Origin of the sequence: Pedobacter sp. MR2016-19 (assembly GCF_014947265.1) — a bacterium.
In the GTDB taxonomy this organism is placed as follows: Bacteria; Bacteroidota; Bacteroidia; order Sphingobacteriales; family Sphingobacteriaceae; genus Pedobacter.
Window position 1 is genome coordinate 174,412 of record NZ_JADCNK010000008.1, and the last position, 15,221, is coordinate 189,632.

Consider the following 15,221-nt stretch of genomic DNA (forward strand, 5'->3'; position numbering starts at 1 on the left):
TTACCTTAAGCCCTTTAAAATTTTTGGCATAAACAGGCTACACCAAAAAAAATAGCTGATGGTTAGTATTGGTTAAGTTGAAATATAAATAGAGATAAACCCTGCCAGCCCGGCCCATTATTAAAGAACCTATTTCCACTAAGAACAAGAAAAGCAGGGCTAAAGCAAGTCACACCGGGTTTTTAGGTTTCAAGGCATAAAGCCTGTCGAAACCATAATACTTACTTAGTGCCATACCCAGGGGGATTATCAGTTAAACAAAATGGAACAATATGATTATCCCCGCAATCCCAAATACCAGGAACTGGATCATAAACAGACAAGAAACAACCAAAATTATTGCTCTCCACCTGTTTCTTACCTGAACTTCCCAACACCTGCCCCGAGTCAGATTTCGGGGCTATAACTACCTCCTGCCCACTACCGGGCACAGTAAAAACACCCAGTAAAGCCAATGGCGTATAAAGAAAAGCCCAACAGAGAAAAAAAAGTGGCAGATAACTATTGTTGTTCTTCATCAAAAGCAAAAATTTTGGTAAAACATTAATTAACAAAAGCAAAGACCGCATCTGGAAATAACATTCCTGAACAGCTAAAGCCTCCACTGCACCCAATTGCATAACAGGTTAAGCAGCAGGAAAAAGTCGACCTCGGCCTAAAATCCGGGCATACCAATCACAGCAAAACCGATTATTTTTTCAAACGCAAAAAACAGACAATGGAAGGGAAAATAAACTAAGAAACCGGGCGTCACGTTTGAAAGCAAATAAAAAATGAGGCAGGCTATCATCATTAAGAACCTTATTTAATATTAATCATAAATAGCCAACCTGCCCCATCTCAGAAAATCACTCCGGATTCCTGGGTTTCAAGGCATAAAGCCGATCAAATGGGCAACTTAACAGGAACTGGCATAGAAATACTTGAAAATGATGAACAATTAAAATAACATATTGGGGTATACTCACCGCGGGAAGTACCAACCAGTTAATCCAATATATTTTTTGTTTGCTCATAATCGTATGTTATGAGTCCTGGCGGAGAGAGGAAAAGTGGGCTTCCCAAACCATAACCTCATAATGTTTCTCACGCCTTACGTTGAAATGGAATTACAGCAGAAGCCCACTCTTATTTTGGAAGCTAAAGATAGCTATTCCGCTATAAGAAATGGGATAAAATCTGCTGTCCTGCTCCAACGGCGTGAGATTTGAGGTTGCAAGACTCTTAATTTTACCTTTACTGGTTTTATTTTTTATTATGTAAATGTAATTAAAAAAAACTTAATGTCAAGTAATTACATGACAATTTTAAATAAAATATAAAAGCCTTTGCTGATTATATTTTAATTGGTAATGAAATGATTAGTGAGAAAGAAAAAATAATTCTGAAAAGATTCGGTCAGCATTTAAAATCTTTAAAAGTTTAACGCCAGACTGGAATAGTATAAATTTCATGATATATTGGCAAATCTGGAAACCAGCAGTAACTGAAGGAAGAAGCAGCAAATAATGATATTTAATTTAAGAACATTTAGCCTTTACATATGCTTCAGCTACAGGTTATAAGTTTATCTAATTATCAAAGAGTTTTATTTCAATTTCGAGGCATAGTCATCAAAGTTCAAGCCAGCCCCTGCTTAACTTTCATCAGGGTATCTGGGCGCTTTACTAGAAGGGTGAAAATTGGACACAACCGTAAAGCCTCGCAAATGCTTCCAAATTTCTTTGCTGTTTTTCTGCCGATTGTGGATAAACTGATATTATACAATAGTGTTATGAGAATTATCAGGACACATCTCATTTCTTTTCAACTTCTAATTTTCTTAATTTGCCGTCTTGAGACCTTAAGGTTATAATAGACCTTTCTTTCCCTTCAAGAATTGACTTTTTATTGAGCAGATCACAAAAATCTACGGTTTCAAAACGAATACCGTCAACTTCGACAATCTGTTCGCCTAAAGCAACGCTATCACTTGCTTCATCCCAAACGAGGCCAACAATCAATTTATTGTTGTTAAAAGTTGGTTGAAACGGCCACTGCTTTTCAGCCAAATCTATCTCTTTAGCATTGCCTTCAAAATAAAACTTCTTGTTTATGAAGTCAATGGTAACGATAGCATAGTTAAGCATTTTAGAGCCCAATCTTGCTCCTGACCCTTTACTCGTTACAGTCATAACATTTTTTAAATGTACGTCAGCAATGTTAAAAGTTAGGAATTTCAATAACAACTTCTCATTATCCTTTTCCATGCCAAATGCTCCTATCTGATTGGCTCCATAACCCTTTGTGACTATTTCGTAAACTTTCGCTTTTTTAAGCTGTTCCATCGAAGTTTCAGAAAGTGAGAGCAGGCCATTGTCACCTGTATCAAAATTTACCTTCATTGTTGAATTCCCTGAGAGCTGCACTTTAAATACAGGATAGCTCTGAATGGTGTCTAAAAAGAGGCTAATTCCCTTGTTGTCGCCTAGTTGAAGCTTCTCAGTAAGATCGGTTATGATTATAGTTTTTTTCTGGCTGTTTATTTGGATGATCGAATTCCTAAGTAAGTTGCTTCCTATAATGCCTTCAACATTCCAGCATTTAAAAAAGTCGGGAACTCCGACAACCGCTGGTATACCACTGAAGTTAAGGTTACCTAAGGCAATATCCTTAATGATGACTGTCGAGCTAGAAGTCTTGTTTCCATTTACATCTTTTACCTGATCATTCTCAAGTTTGTCTGCATTTACTGCAGTTAAAATTTTTGAACTCAGGCACATCGGAGCCCCTGTATCAAACAAGAAGTTATAATCGATCCCATTGATTTTTACTTTAACTATCATTTTGCCATTTATATCCTGATAGGGTATTTCCTCAAAATAATTTGTTGCTTTTGTTCCTCCTTTATTGTACGAAAAACTCTGCGAGAAACTATACTCAGTTATAAGCAAAAAAAAAGTGATAAATAAAATTCTATACATGTTCCTGTTTTAAATCCGAAACTAACTAAAATTAGGGAAGCGGATAAGCGTGCGCGGGAATTTTAACTATAATTAACATCCCAAATTGATTTGGTCTCCATGTACATGGAGAGGCAGATCTACTCTCGTCATTGATGACAATATCCACATATACAGTGTTATTTCTACCATTAATCCCTGGTTATTTGACAATCATCCAGTGCCGAAAATCTATTCTAATGTTTGTAATATGAACTCTTAAAAACGTTTCTCTAATGTTCGATTCTCATAAAATAAATCCATAAATCTAATCAAAATTCTACTTTCTGATGATGAGTTTTTGATAATTTAAAGGGCGAAAACAGCTAGCTAAAAATCTTCTTTTGTACAGATCATGTGACCCGCTTTGGTGTTCCACAATTCCGGTTCAAATTTTCTGCTGGCGGATATTTCTACAGGTTTTCCGTCAACGGTAATCCTTAAATAAACAGGAACAGCACCTTTAAAATAGTTTTTTGGTTTTTCAAATAGAAAAGCAGGCTAAAATTGGTTTTCATAATCTCTCGATTTTAGTTAAACAAACATAGCTTTGCTTCTAAAAATACACAAGATGTTCAGTTTTTAACAACCTATACAATAGTTGATTATGTACGATTCGGTGAGTCAATTTTAACCATTTTGCCTTACTCACCGAATCACTCACCAATTTTTGTGAATTCATGTGATTTTTGACAATTCCCTAAAAGCAAAAACCCTGCTAATCGTGCGTTTGCAGGGTTTTATACATTTTGATAGTCTTTGGTGTGATCCCGGTCGGAGATGCAGAAATAGCCCGCAGGAAACGAAAGAAATACCAGGCAGAGCAATCCCAAGGAGTAACCAGATAAATAAACAAACTATCCACCAACAAAATTCAATGTTATCAAACAGGACGAATTAGAAGAAAAAATAACGATGGCCGAAGAACTCATTCTGGGCTTAGTTAAGCGGATGGAAGTCATCGAAAACGAACTGCCGGAATTTCTCAAGACACTTTTAGAACAATACAAGGAGACTTTAGCTAGCATCTCTGGCCAGATAGAAAAATCCAACAAGCGTTATGACGATCAGAAGATCAGGTTAAAGACCACGTGTGTACCATGCCAAAGGTCGTCACCGTGAAAAACGAACATCACCACCATTTCGTAGCCTGGTCAAAAAACCTCATCATTGGTGTAACCGCCTGTTTCCTAATCACAGCATCATCTTTCGGAACAGCTCTGTACCAGAACTACGAAAGCAACCTTCTTGCTGCCAATGACATCAAATTTCGTGCGATCAGACAGACAGCTCCAAGATGGGGACATTGGGCAGATACGACCTACAGCGTAATCCCAAGGCGATGTAAGAGAACACCATCAAGCTCGAAGCCGAGGCGTCGGAAAAAGCCTATACGGAAGAAGTTGCCAGAGAAACGGCTGAAGAGGCGAAGCAAGCCAGAAAGCGGCTGCACTCGCTGAAAAAGAAAGATTAAGTTTGTTTGGTGAAATGATGATTGTAAAAGAGGCGACCAGATTTCGCCTCTTTTTGTTCCAATAAAAATGATTCGTAAAGATAATTTGTAATAAATCCAGGTAGAAAAACAGGCTGTTGAAAAATCTTTTATGTAATGTGAAATGCCGGACATGCTCAACCATATTACTTTAGTCTACCCTCAGCTCAAAGTCGAACTCGTTCAGGTATAGTATGAAGTTAAGCAGGAATTCTTACGAAACTACAAAATAGGCTTGGTGATCACCAGAGCCAAAAATCCGCCACATCGCCAATTTTAAGACCAGTGGTAGCAATTATAAATTACGACTACCATAAAAAACACAACTAACATTTAGTCACGCTGTATTTATTTCTACTTAAAATGCAAAAGTTTTTCCGAGTATGATTTCGTTTTCTTTCTTTTCAGAGTGCATTTTCCAATGTGTTTCCGCAACCTCTTTTGATGAAATAACAGGCATTCCCTGAGGGAAATGTTTTAATAATTCCTGGTCGGGTTCGCTGGTATTATACACCAACCCACCAATTGACACAATCCCTGCAAAAATATTTTCGGATAACAAATCGTTGTTCAGCACACGGATATAATTTAACAAAGCACCAGCAGCAATTCCGAAACTTGCTGTCAGAGAAGTTGGTTTTTGTGCAGACGAAGCAGTTGTAAATAATAAACTTCCCTCTTTTTTAGACAGCATATCAGGCAGCACCGCTTGTACTACGGTAATTGCGCTTAACAATTGGAAATCTAAATGGAATGCTGCATTTTCAACGTCAATATTTCTTGGCGTACGCATGGTTTCCATTGAAGGAGTTGGGCTAAACTCAATAACATCAATAGAACCAAATTGTTTTTTTACAGCAGACAAAGCATCTTTTAAAGAATTTCTATCCAAAACATCAGCATAAAAAGAAGCAACCGAAATTTCTTGTTCTTCAAGCTGTTTAACCAAATTATCTAATTTTTCTTCACTTCTTGCCAAAAGCGCTACATTATAGCCTTCTTTCCCAAAACGTTGTGCCACAGCAAATCCAACACCTGGACCGGCACCAATTATTACAATAGTTTTCCTCATTTACTTACTTATTAATTTTAGTGTCCCAAAAATACCTAAATTGCTTACAAAATGTAAGTAGTTACCTAAATGTAACCACTTACCTTTAAGTAATTAACTTTATGACTGAGATAACCAAACAACTAAATAAATCTGTCGAACTATTTGCTAATCTAACGGAATGTAAATCCTCATTAGGACCAATACAAGACGCATTATATGTATTAGGTGGAAAATGGAGGATTCCAATTTTGGTTGCAATGCTTGAAGGCAACAAGCATTTTGGTGAAATTCAAAGGACAATAAGTAAAATTTCTGCAAAAGTGCTTTCACACGAACTAAAAGAATTAGAATTAAACGGTTTTATAACCCGACGTGTTTATGACACGAAACCTGTAGGCATTGAATACGAACTAACAGAATACACAAATTCGCTTGGTGCTGTAATTGTGGCATTGAGAGAGTGGGGACTATTACACCGTGAAAAAGTTAAGACGGAATGGAATTGAAAAAACAACCGCCGCCAATATTTAAACCGATATGCGTCACAAATTGACGACCGGGCAACTTCAAACTTACTCACTTTCAATACTGTAAAGAAATTCTAGTACGGGACAAACTGTAAAGTAAAATCAGAACACGATGGGGCTCTTCGGGGCTGAAGGAGTATTTGAAAGTGTCGGGGAAATGATTTCTACAACTGGAAAAATAGGTACTGACCTGTTAAGTCTTCTTATGGAGCCTGTTTACATCGCACCCGAAGAGAATCCAGTTGAACCATCCAAACGTAAGAAAAAAAAGGCAAAGGGAAAATCACAGGATTACGGGATAAGCAGATGACGTTATATCTGAAAAGCGACAGAGCAGCCTCCATATATCTAATTAATTTTAGTCCTTTTAACTTTGCTTAAATTAATTAAAATCCATTTATCCAATTTATCATTGTTAATGATTTAAAGAATTTAGTTCTATTTTTGCAGCTCTAAATTGCTGATTTATTTAGGAACTCTTTTCTGTAAAAACTAAACAGGCTTAATATCAAAAACTTGACGATACAACCTATAATTGAATATTTTAAAAAGTACCTTCGTCTAAATTCCGATGAAATAATTTTGCTTTCCGAAAGAGTAACACCAAGGAAAATAAAACGGAGGCAGATGATCTTACAGGAAGGCTTTGTTTGCAAACATTATACATTTGTTGAGAAAGGCTGTTTTAAAATGTATGGCATTGATGAAAAAGGGACGGAACATAATCTAAGGTTTGCAGCAGAAAATGATTGGGTTGCTGATCTGGGGAGTTTCTATTCTGAAAAACCAAGCAAACTATTCATCGAGGCAATTGAACCTTCTACCATTTTGCAAATTGAGAAGCAGGACTTGCTTTATCTTTTTGTGAATTCACCAAAGTTTAACAGAAACTTTCGGGTGATCGTGGAGGAAAAATTTATTGAACTTCAGACCCGCTTGTTACAAAATTTCAGTTCAAATGCAGAGCAACGATATTTGGATTTTCTTGAACAATATACCGAGCTATCTTCAAGATTACCCAATACTCAGATAGCTTCCTATTTAGGCATCACACCTGAATTTCTGAGCAAAATCAGAAAAGATATATCATTAAAATAAAAGTTACCCTTAAACTACATTAAGACTTTTTCTTAAGCTTGTTTATTGGCTGGAAAGAGATTTGTAAACCATCTTTGCATTGTATAATAACTCAGTTTTACAAGTCAAAAAATATAAAATGGGAGCAACAAAAGAATTCTTCAATCAATTTTTACAATTCATTAATACTGCTGATGAAAATTTGGCTCAACAACTAATAAGTCCTGCTGCGAAATTCTATGTGCCTTTTCAGGCTGATCCGTTGCAAGGGCCTAAAGGTTATCTAACGATTATAAGAATGATGCGCAGCGGCTTTCCTGATATTCAATGGAATATTGAAGATATGATCACTGAGAATGACAAAGTAGCCGTTAGATTTACAATGAAGGGAACTCATAAAGGAACTTTCTTTGGCGTACCCGCAACCGGAAAACCTATCGCAGTTAGCGCAATGAATATTTATCGTTTGTCTGACAATCAGATCATAGAAGAAATAGGACAACCTGATTTGCTAGCTTTAATGACTCAAATCGGAGCTATACCACAATAAAACTTTCGTTGCAAAAGTCTAGCGAGATGATTTTAAATAAAGGGAGACGGTTCACTAAGAACCGTCTCCCTTTGTATTTTAAAAACTTGATAGAAAGCCTACTGATTTCCTTTTTTCAATAATTCCACCTTTTCACGCTCACTGGCAAGTAAGCACTCATAAAGTTCTACCACTTTATCTAATGGATTAAACGAGCATTGGATATTAATGGCATTGATTGTCGAATTGTCGTTACTTGTAAAAGTATTTGAGATTATACTCAATAGATTCTTCATTAAAGTTTTTTATTGCCTCAGCAGTTACACCTAAAACATTCGCAAGTCCATGTAGCTTTAGCCGTGAAACGCCGGAAATTTGTTTTCTATGGAAAGATAGGGGCGATTACTACAAGCTAGAACTTCGGTTGCGGCTTAGCGGAAAAATCCATAAGCTACAATATCATTATAACACGGCTTTTTTTGCGATGCTGTTTTACAATCCGAGAAGATATGCGCTGTTAAATTCGGTTATCGATAGCGAACTTCTTAGTTTCTTTCAAAAGAGCCATTTTCAACTATTGGTACTGAAGAAACACTATGACGGTGATTTTAAAGATTTTGTTGATCGATTAAGGATGGGATATAAGTTTATTGAGAAATAAAGATCACGAAAAAAATAAAACTCGAAGTCATTTGCTCATATTCATAGGATTTAAGATTATGGTTATTGTAGAAATAATTCTTTATTTTTGTGTTAACACTCAATATCATATCCATGCACATAGAAACACGTAAATTACATTTGATAGAAGAAATGCTCAAAGTAAAGAGTGATGCTACTTTATCTGCTTTGGAGAAGCTATTAAAGAATACCAATAATAGAACAGTTAAGAAAACGCCAAGCTTAAAAGATTTTTCTGGAATCTGGTCGAAAGACGAGGCGGAAGAAATGGAACGTATAATTGCAGAATCTTGTGAAACAATCCACCCAGATGACTGGAAGTAACCTATTAGACACCAATATCGTTATTGAGTTATTTAAAGGCAATCCAACAATTACAGAGTTTCTTGAAACCTTAGAGGAGGAAATAAACATTCCTTTTGCTGTACTAGGAGAACTATATCTGGGTGCTTACAGATCAGCTAACCCAAAAAAGCACATTAAACAAATCAACTCTTTTCTAGAAAGGTGTAATGTTCTTATTGCTGATGATGAAACAGCAAATCACTATGCCTTAATCAAAACTGTCTTGTTGCAAAAAGGTAAGCCAATACCGGAGAATGACATATGAATAGCCGCAGTATCAAAGCAATTTGACCTAAAGTTACACACCAAAGACAAGCACTTTAAGGAAATAGACAACCTGAATTTAAAGAACTGGTAAAATATTATTTAACTCCCCTCAACTTATTTACTTGATCCACATTTCTACTTGCATAGCTCTTTTTCTTTTTAGGGTAGAAAAGCAGGCTAAAATTGGTCTTCATCATCTCTCGGTTTTAGTTAAAACAAACATAGCTTTGCTTCTTAAAAACACACAAGATATTCGGTTCATAACAATTTGTACATTAATTGATTATAGACAATTCGGTGCGTCAATTTTAACCGTTGCCTTACTCACCGAATCACTCACCAATTTTTGCGATTTCATGCGTATTTTAACAATTCCCTAAAAGCAAAAACCCTGCTAATCGTGCGATTGCAGGGTTTTATACATTTTGATAGTCTTTGGTGTGATCCCGCTGGGATTCGAACCCAGGACCACTACATTAAAAGTGTAATGCTCTACCAGCTGAGCTACGGAATCATTTTCTCCCTTTCGAGGATGCGAAGTTAGGAATTAAATCCATTCTTGCAAAAGGTAAACCCAAAATATTTAATAGAAAGTTAACATTAACTGAATAAAATGAAGTTAAATATTTAAGAATCATCAGGTTAAATACGAATAAAAAAAATCATTTTTCTATTTTTTCTAGCTTACTAATTACAATTTATAAACCAATAAAAGGAATACGTCTACCTGAACCTAAAATATTTTAGATCGGTTGCATCCTTTTACCTTAAAACAACCATAAAATTAATAATCAACACTTTAATTCACCATTATTTTATGAATTCTGTACCTTCCAGCATTAATATTCCCTTCGGTTGTAAGAAGAATAATGATTTTTTTATCTTTATAATTATTTTCACTTTTTTTAATACACACTCGTTTTTCTCAATGAATATTGAAAATATTTATGGTGAAGATAAATGGGCTGCGCTTGGTGGTTTCTCTCCAATTATTACAGTCTTCAGGTCTTTCCATGCACTTACTCCAGAAATGGAAGACATCATTAACCGCGATACATTCCCTGTACGTTTTGCTAAAAACAAACATATTGCCTCGCCATTAAAATACAACCGCTACATTTTCCTTATTTTAGAAGGAGCAGTACATGGCTACCTTAAAATGGGGAATAAAAAGATTACCACCTGGATTGCTGCAGAAAATGAATTGGCAGGAACCATCAGGAATTTATGGGAAAATGAAAGCTCTGACGAGTATATTGAAACAATAGATCCGGTATTTGCGATTGCCATTCCGCATGAAATGACGAAACTGCTTTACGAAAATTTTCCTATAGCAAACTATGTAGGTAGAAAGATGACCGAAATTTATTTTCAGGGAGCATCTGAAAGAGCCTATATCTGCAGGCTTCCTACCGCGTTAAAACGCTACCAAAGGTTCTTGATTTCTTATCCAAACCTGATTAACCGGGTACCATTAAAGTATGTAGCATCATTTACAGGCATGAGACTCGAAACATTAAGCAGAATCAGGAAAAAAGCACCTACTGAAAAATAATAGTTACGCCAGGTTGCTTATAAAGCACATTCCAGACATGAATCAAACGTTTGTGCAATATTTCTGACCAAAATGATAGTGCATATAATTAGCAGAGGGCTTTTTTCCCAATTAAAATCATATTATAAACCCCATCCATACCTGATACGGCTCAATCCTGATGCATTTGTTGTGGTTAAAGTAATATTAGTGCCACTTCCGCCGCGGTTCTGGATACTGTAACTGTCGTTGTCTCTAAGCCCCGGCCAGTATACGCTGGCAACTTTATCATTTCTAAATACATTGGTAGAACCGACTATGTAGGCAATCTCATTGTCACTTCCGACAGAACCTGTGTAATTTTTGCCTGTGGTCATAGCCGCGCCGTACTCCGTAACAACGGTACGACTTGCGTAATTGCCAAAACGGTTTCTCCAATCGCTTTCCCATGCAGATTGAGATCGGGTAGCCCAAAAAGCATAGTTATGCAAGGACAGCAAACAACCCGAAAAACGGCTATCGGCACCAACACCTGTTATATTTTCCGAATAGCCTGTACCGCCTAATAGAATCCTCCCCTTGCTTACGTTAGGATAACGGGATAACCATTCGGCATAAATAGCTGTTAACTGAGCAAGCGAATAACTATATGGCTCATTCATAGGTTCGAAATATACATTGGCATTGCTACCATATTTGTCTACCACGGTTTGCCACATGGCCCAAAACTGAGTGGTATTATCAATGGTACCATTGTGGGAAGACGCGCTTTCCCAACAAGCAAGAATTACTTTCATATTTTTGCTCAATGCGCGATCTATTGCACCAGTATAAGCACCCCACCATGCTTCTGCTACACTAGGAGGATTAATGGGTAATCTAACTGTATTTACGCCAGGCATGTTTGTTTGAAAACCCGTTAAAATGGCATTTGCCTTTGCCGATACGGTGGTATAATTATCACCGGCGGTTAATCCTGACGGGATAACCCAGCCATCAACAAAATTATCACGGCCATCAGCCCAGTTTACCCCTGCAATACCTGCAGCACCTACCGATTCTACACTCGCTTTTTCAGCCTTTGGAGTCTCTGTAACTAACTCTTGTTTTTTACAGCCCATTAAGCATGCGCTTAACACAACGGCCATCGTTACAATTGGCGTTTTAATTTTCATAGGTTTTGTAATTAATATTTGGTTAGTGAGGCGTTAATTCAGATGAAAATCGAAATGCTATTATTTTAACTCATTTAAAATGGCTTTATCTAAACTGGTTAATGTCTTCTGCCCGGGTTTAAGCAGTTCAAAAACTACAATTTCATTCTTTCCTTTTTTAAGCCATTCTGCTGGCAAATAAATGGTTTGTTGTGGTCCAATACCCCAATATTTACCTAAGTTATGTCCGTTAACCCAAACCAGTCCTTTTCCCCATTTGCGCATATCTAAATAAGTATCGGCAACCTTTGTTAAGTTAAAGGTAGCTGATTTAAGTACTGCTGCAGATTTGCTACTTACTTTGGGCTGTATTTTTTTGGTATCTATTTTATCAAATGGCAATGGATACATTTTCCACAATTTAATTTCTTTACCATTAAAAGTTACGTTTTTGGTAATCCCTTTATTATTTTTAAGTAAGTAAGGGCCAAAATTAATCCTCCCCATGTTTTCTACCAAAATATCCAATTGTACATTGCCGGCAGGAAGATTAATCACTAAACTATCCTGATAAAGCCTTCTGTCTAAAACACCTACAAGTTTTTTATTGATATATACCAATCCATAATCGCGCAGCTCGTTGATTTTGATTACACCTTTACGTCCGCCTTTTATTGTGCTGCTGTACAATACAAAACCATAGGGCTGGTTAAGGGCTTCGAAGGTTAGTGGTTGTTCACTTAACTTTGGTTTTCCAATCAGGCTAAAAACATCCGTTGATTTGGTAAATGTAATTACAGGCAATGCCGCTGCTGGCTTAGTACCGGGTACATCTGGAAGTGTTTGGTTTGCAGGCAGATTCTTTTTAATTGCTTCGCGAAAAAGCATGAATTTTGCTGTTGCATTACCCGCTTCATCTAAAGGTGCATCATAATCATAACTACTAATCTGTGGTTCGAAAGCTGTAGAATCATTAAAGTTTGCCCCATTCATAAACCCTCTGGTTGTACCGCCATGAAACATGTACATATTAATAGAAATTCCACCTTTAAGTACAGTATCTAGCTTATTGGCGTAAGTTTTTGGATTTACCTCATGGTGTTTTGTACCCCACCAATCGAACCAGGCCGGATACCATTCTGGCACAAAGTATGGTCCGGAACCATTGTTATATTTCTTGATTAACGTTTTGATCTGAGCTGGATTATCAATACCATTTACGCCTGGAAGCAAGCCCGCCAAATGCCCTCCTTCTAGTGCCGGAACGGGATCGCAGGTTGAAAGTACGCCATCAAAACCGGCATCCTTAAACAGTTGGGCATTAATTTTCAGGTATTCTTTGTCATTCCCATAAGAACCATATTCGTTTTCAACCTGTACCATTAAGATGTTGCCACCATGGTTAATTTGCAACGGCGCCAAACGTTTACCAATCTCTGTAAGATATTCTTTATATTCTTTTAAATATTGTGCTTCTTTACTCCTTACCTGTAAACCCTTAATGTTCTGTAACCAAAATGGATAACCGCCAAATTCCCATTCGGCACATACATACGGACTAGGGCGAAGCAATACCCATAAGCCTTCTTCTTTTGCAATGCGCACAAATTCGGCAATATCATTATTACCAGAAAAATCAAACTGATCTTTCTGAGGCTCGTGTACATTCCAAAATACATAGGTACCAATCGTATTTAAGCCCATGGCTTTAGCCATTTTCATTCTGTCGCGCCAGGCTTCTCTAGGTATACGGGGATAATGCATTTCTCCAGAAATGATCTGAAAAGGTTTATTATCGAGCAGAAAAACAGAGTCTGCAAGTTTAAAGGTATGCTTAACCTGTGCAAATGCACTAAAGCTGGCAAAACAAGTAATTAAAATTACTTTAATCATTACGTGTTTTAGGGTAGGTTTCATTTAAGATGTATTATTATTTAAAAAATCAAAAACATAGTTTTCCTATATCGATTTATAATTGCTTTTCAGCTCAACCAAATAGGATTAAAATTGAGGTGCGTTATCATTTCAATCAGGCTTAATTACTGATTACAGTAGTAATAGATTTAGCCGGAATGCGAACATGTTTGGTATTCTGATATTGTTTATAAGGTGACAAGTTATATTCGGCTGAGGTAACATAGGTCTGTACAGAATTTTGTTTATTACCCTTTACCTCAATATCCAGATCAAGATCGTTTTCTGTAGGGTTAACCACTACTGTTACGAGTTTTTTATTTTGCAGATAAGATGATACATCAACCTGAGGTAAGTTTGCCCCGAGTGTTTTAACTTGAAGGCGCTTACTACCCTGGCCAACGAAACGACTATAATTACCCAGGGCCCACAACATTTTACTATCATAAACCTGCCCGTCTGTTTTATTTTTGTCGATATAAACCAAACCATCCTTATAATCGCTGGCTGATATGCCCAGCCACCACTGCCATGAGGTAGCGTTAGACAAAACCAGGTCGTGATGGATCAAACGGGCGATAAATAATGCAGGCGCCATACCAAGGTCGCGTTTTTCCCCTTTCATTAAACTATCGCCTAAAATACAATATTCAGACATCCAATACCTTAAACCTTTAATGCTGGCTACGGCATCACCCGTCTTTTTGCGTACTTCAATAAATTTCTGCTCCGGACTTGTTGTAAAATAGCTGTGTCCAGAAATAGAACGATCTATGCCCGATAGGTTGCCGACATAATTGGGTGATGAAGGATTAAAGAACTGATATACCTGGTTTCCTTTTACACTGTTTCCGTTATTGTATAAATAATCGAGCTGGCCAGCCTCTCCTATCTGTATTTTGGTTTTGACCTGATTTTTAACAAAGGCTTCGTTAACACCCCTGTAAAGTTGAGCAAGTTCGTTATTGTTATAAGGACAGCCCTCTTGGTTGTGTTCATTCCATTTCCATTGCGGCTCATTTGCAGGACTCAGGTAATTTAGTTCTATTCCAATTGTTTTTTTTATTCCTTTGATGGTAGCAACAAGATCAGCGGCAAATTCCGGAAGTTTGTCAAAATTCAGATTGCAATGGCCATCTGTAGAATAGGCTTTCCCATTTTTGGTAAACAATACATGCGGACTGTTTACAAATCCGATAAACTGTTTCACTCCCCGTGTTTTGGCTGCCTTTAAGAACCAGACTTGTCCTGGCATCGCGTTCCAATTATAAGTGCCATCTGGCTGCAAAAAAGCATATTGACGACGCCATTCGTCGCCAATATCGCTTTCTTTACCTTGGGCGGCACTACCACCACCAATACTGAAACGCCACATGTTAAGCCCAATACCAAGTGGTTGCCTCTCTTTTGTGGTTTGAGTGCTAAAAAGCAAATCAGCCATTTTATCCCTTTTCTCTGTAGGCCATAATCCGGCAAACTGACAACTCCAGGCATCAGAAGCACCAAAGCCTTCTATAGTCTGAAAGGTGTTGGCAGGATCAATTTCTATTTTTAGAACGGTTTCTTGTGCAAGCGTTGTTCTGCCACAGAAAAATAAGGCCAGACAGATAAAAAAACGGTTAAGATGTTGATACGGCTTAATCATGCAAAACTTAATTTCTATTTA

14 protein-coding genes and 1 tRNA gene are annotated in these 15,221 nt (G+C 37.1%); 6 read left to right on the plus strand and 9 right to left on the minus strand.

The window, feature by feature from the left end:
- Positions 1 to 221: 221 nt before the first annotated feature.
- The 4 genes from IM793_RS12945 to IM793_RS12960 form a co-directional block, all read right to left on the minus strand.
- Positions 222 to 518, minus strand: coding sequence for a hypothetical protein (locus tag IM793_RS12945; RefSeq protein ID WP_193421974.1), 297 nt, complete (start codon positions 516 to 518; stop codon positions 222 to 224).
- Positions 519 to 1,796: 1,278 nt separating this feature from the next.
- Complete coding sequence (locus IM793_RS12950) at positions 1,797 to 2,963, minus strand: retropepsin-like aspartic protease (RefSeq protein WP_193421976.1); 1,167 nt, start codon at positions 2,961 to 2,963, stop codon at positions 1,797 to 1,799.
- 348 nt (positions 2,964 to 3,311) lie between these two features.
- On the minus strand, positions 3,312 to 3,419 hold the full coding sequence (locus tag IM793_RS24980; RefSeq protein WP_370629785.1) for a hypothetical protein: 108 nt from the start codon (positions 3,417 to 3,419) through the stop codon (positions 3,312 to 3,314).
- A 1,412-nt stretch (positions 3,420 to 4,831) separates the two neighbouring features.
- Complete coding sequence (locus IM793_RS12960; protein ID WP_193421978.1) at positions 4,832 to 5,545, minus strand: SDR family oxidoreductase; 714 nt, start codon at positions 5,543 to 5,545, stop codon at positions 4,832 to 4,834.
- A gap of 101 nt (positions 5,546 to 5,646) precedes the next feature.
- On the opposite strand from IM793_RS12960, the gene IM793_RS12965 reads away from it, so the two are divergent.
- The 3 genes from IM793_RS12965 to IM793_RS12975 all read left to right on the plus strand — a co-directional run bounded on the left by IM793_RS12965 (position 5,647) and on the right by IM793_RS12975 (position 7,681).
- Positions 5,647 to 6,033 (plus strand): helix-turn-helix domain-containing protein, encoded by a 387-nt coding sequence (locus IM793_RS12965; protein ID WP_193421980.1) that lies wholly within the window; start codon positions 5,647 to 5,649, stop codon positions 6,031 to 6,033.
- Between the two features lie 603 nt (positions 6,034 to 6,636).
- The gene (locus tag IM793_RS12970; RefSeq protein WP_227256241.1) at positions 6,637 to 7,152 is read left to right on the plus strand and encodes a Crp/Fnr family transcriptional regulator; all 516 of its coding nucleotides are present in this window, start codon (positions 6,637 to 6,639) and stop codon (positions 7,150 to 7,152) included.
- Positions 7,153 to 7,270: 118 nt separating this feature from the next.
- On the plus strand, positions 7,271 to 7,681 hold the full coding sequence (locus IM793_RS12975; RefSeq protein ID WP_193421985.1) for an ester cyclase: 411 nt from the start codon (positions 7,271 to 7,273) through the stop codon (positions 7,679 to 7,681).
- Positions 7,682 to 7,779: 98 nt separating this feature from the next.
- Here the strand turns inward: IM793_RS12975 and IM793_RS12980 are convergent, their stop codons facing one another.
- Positions 7,780 to 7,956, minus strand: a complete 177-nt coding sequence (locus IM793_RS12980) for a hypothetical protein (RefSeq protein ID WP_193421987.1) — start codon at positions 7,954 to 7,956, stop codon at positions 7,780 to 7,782.
- A 478-nt stretch (positions 7,957 to 8,434) separates the two neighbouring features.
- On the opposite strand from IM793_RS12980, the gene IM793_RS12985 reads away from it, so the two are divergent.
- Both IM793_RS12985 and IM793_RS12990 read left to right on the plus strand, forming a co-directional pair.
- Positions 8,435 to 8,665 (plus strand): hypothetical protein, encoded by a 231-nt coding sequence (locus IM793_RS12985; RefSeq protein WP_193421988.1) that lies wholly within the window; start codon positions 8,435 to 8,437, stop codon positions 8,663 to 8,665.
- Positions 8,652 to 8,951 carry a PIN domain-containing protein gene (locus tag IM793_RS12990; RefSeq protein ID WP_227256242.1) on the plus strand — a complete coding sequence of 100 codons (300 nt, stop codon included), beginning with the start codon at positions 8,652 to 8,654 and terminating at the stop codon, positions 8,949 to 8,951. Before IM793_RS12985 ends, IM793_RS12990 begins: the two co-directional genes overlap by 14 nt.
- A 443-nt stretch (positions 8,952 to 9,394) precedes the next feature.
- Here the strand turns inward: IM793_RS12990 and IM793_RS12995 are convergent.
- Positions 9,395 to 9,467, minus strand: a tRNA-Lys gene (locus tag IM793_RS12995).
- A gap of 414 nt (positions 9,468 to 9,881) precedes the next feature.
- Between IM793_RS12995 and IM793_RS13000 the strand changes: the two genes are divergently transcribed.
- Complete coding sequence (locus tag IM793_RS13000; RefSeq protein ID WP_193421990.1) at positions 9,882 to 10,508, plus strand: Crp/Fnr family transcriptional regulator; 627 nt, start codon at positions 9,882 to 9,884, stop codon at positions 10,506 to 10,508.
- 122 nt (positions 10,509 to 10,630) lie between these two features.
- On the opposite strand, the gene IM793_RS13005 is transcribed toward IM793_RS13000, so the two are convergent.
- The 3 genes from IM793_RS13005 to IM793_RS13015 all read right to left on the minus strand — a co-directional run bounded on the left by IM793_RS13005 (position 10,631) and on the right by IM793_RS13015 (position 15,200).
- Positions 10,631 to 11,662, minus strand: a complete 1,032-nt coding sequence (locus IM793_RS13005) for a cellulase family glycosylhydrolase (RefSeq protein ID WP_227256243.1) — start codon at positions 11,660 to 11,662, stop codon at positions 10,631 to 10,633.
- A 60-nt stretch (positions 11,663 to 11,722) separates the two neighbouring features.
- Positions 11,723 to 13,558: a beta-galactosidase family protein gene (locus tag IM793_RS13010; RefSeq protein ID WP_227256244.1), complete on the minus strand. Its 1,836-nt coding sequence runs from the start codon at positions 13,556 to 13,558 to the stop codon at positions 11,723 to 11,725.
- Between the two features lie 118 nt (positions 13,559 to 13,676).
- Positions 13,677 to 15,200: a glycoside hydrolase gene (locus IM793_RS13015; RefSeq protein ID WP_193421992.1), complete on the minus strand. Its 1,524-nt coding sequence runs from the start codon at positions 15,198 to 15,200 to the stop codon at positions 13,677 to 13,679.
- Positions 15,201 to 15,221: the final 21 nt, after the last annotated feature.

Excerpts from the sequence above, each read along its gene's own strand:
- IM793_RS13010 (WP_227256244.1), bottom strand. The coding sequence starts at position 13,558 with ATGAAACCTACCCTAAAACACGTAATGATTAAAGTAATTTTAATTACT.
- IM793_RS12985 (WP_193421988.1), top strand. The coding sequence starts at position 8,435 with ATGCACATAGAAACACGTAAATTACATTTGATAGAAGAAATGCTCAAA.
- IM793_RS12965 (WP_193421980.1), top strand. The coding sequence starts at position 5,647 with ATGACTGAGATAACCAAACAACTAAATAAATCTGTCGAACTATTTGCT.
- IM793_RS12990 (WP_227256242.1), top strand. The coding sequence starts at position 8,652 with ATGACTGGAAGTAACCTATTAGACACCAATATCGTTATTGAGTTATTT.
- IM793_RS13000 (WP_193421990.1), top strand. The coding sequence starts at position 9,882 with ATGAATATTGAAAATATTTATGGTGAAGATAAATGGGCTGCGCTTGGT.
- IM793_RS13015 (WP_193421992.1), bottom strand. The coding sequence starts at position 15,200 with ATGATTAAGCCGTATCAACATCTTAACCGTTTTTTTATCTGTCTGGCC.
- IM793_RS12945 (WP_193421974.1), bottom strand. The coding sequence starts at position 518 with ATGAAGAACAACAATAGTTATCTGCCACTTTTTTTTCTCTGTTGGGCT.
- IM793_RS12960 (WP_193421978.1), bottom strand. The coding sequence starts at position 5,545 with ATGAGGAAAACTATTGTAATAATTGGTGCCGGTCCAGGTGTTGGATTT.
- IM793_RS12950 (WP_193421976.1), bottom strand. The coding sequence starts at position 2,963 with ATGTATAGAATTTTATTTATCACTTTTTTTTTGCTTATAACTGAGTAT.
- IM793_RS12980 (WP_193421987.1), bottom strand. The coding sequence starts at position 7,956 with ATGAAGAATCTATTGAGTATAATCTCAAATACTTTTACAAGTAACGAC.
- IM793_RS13005 (WP_227256243.1), bottom strand. The coding sequence starts at position 11,662 with ATGAAAATTAAAACGCCAATTGTAACGATGGCCGTTGTGTTAAGCGCA.
- IM793_RS12975 (WP_193421985.1), top strand. The coding sequence starts at position 7,271 with ATGGGAGCAACAAAAGAATTCTTCAATCAATTTTTACAATTCATTAAT.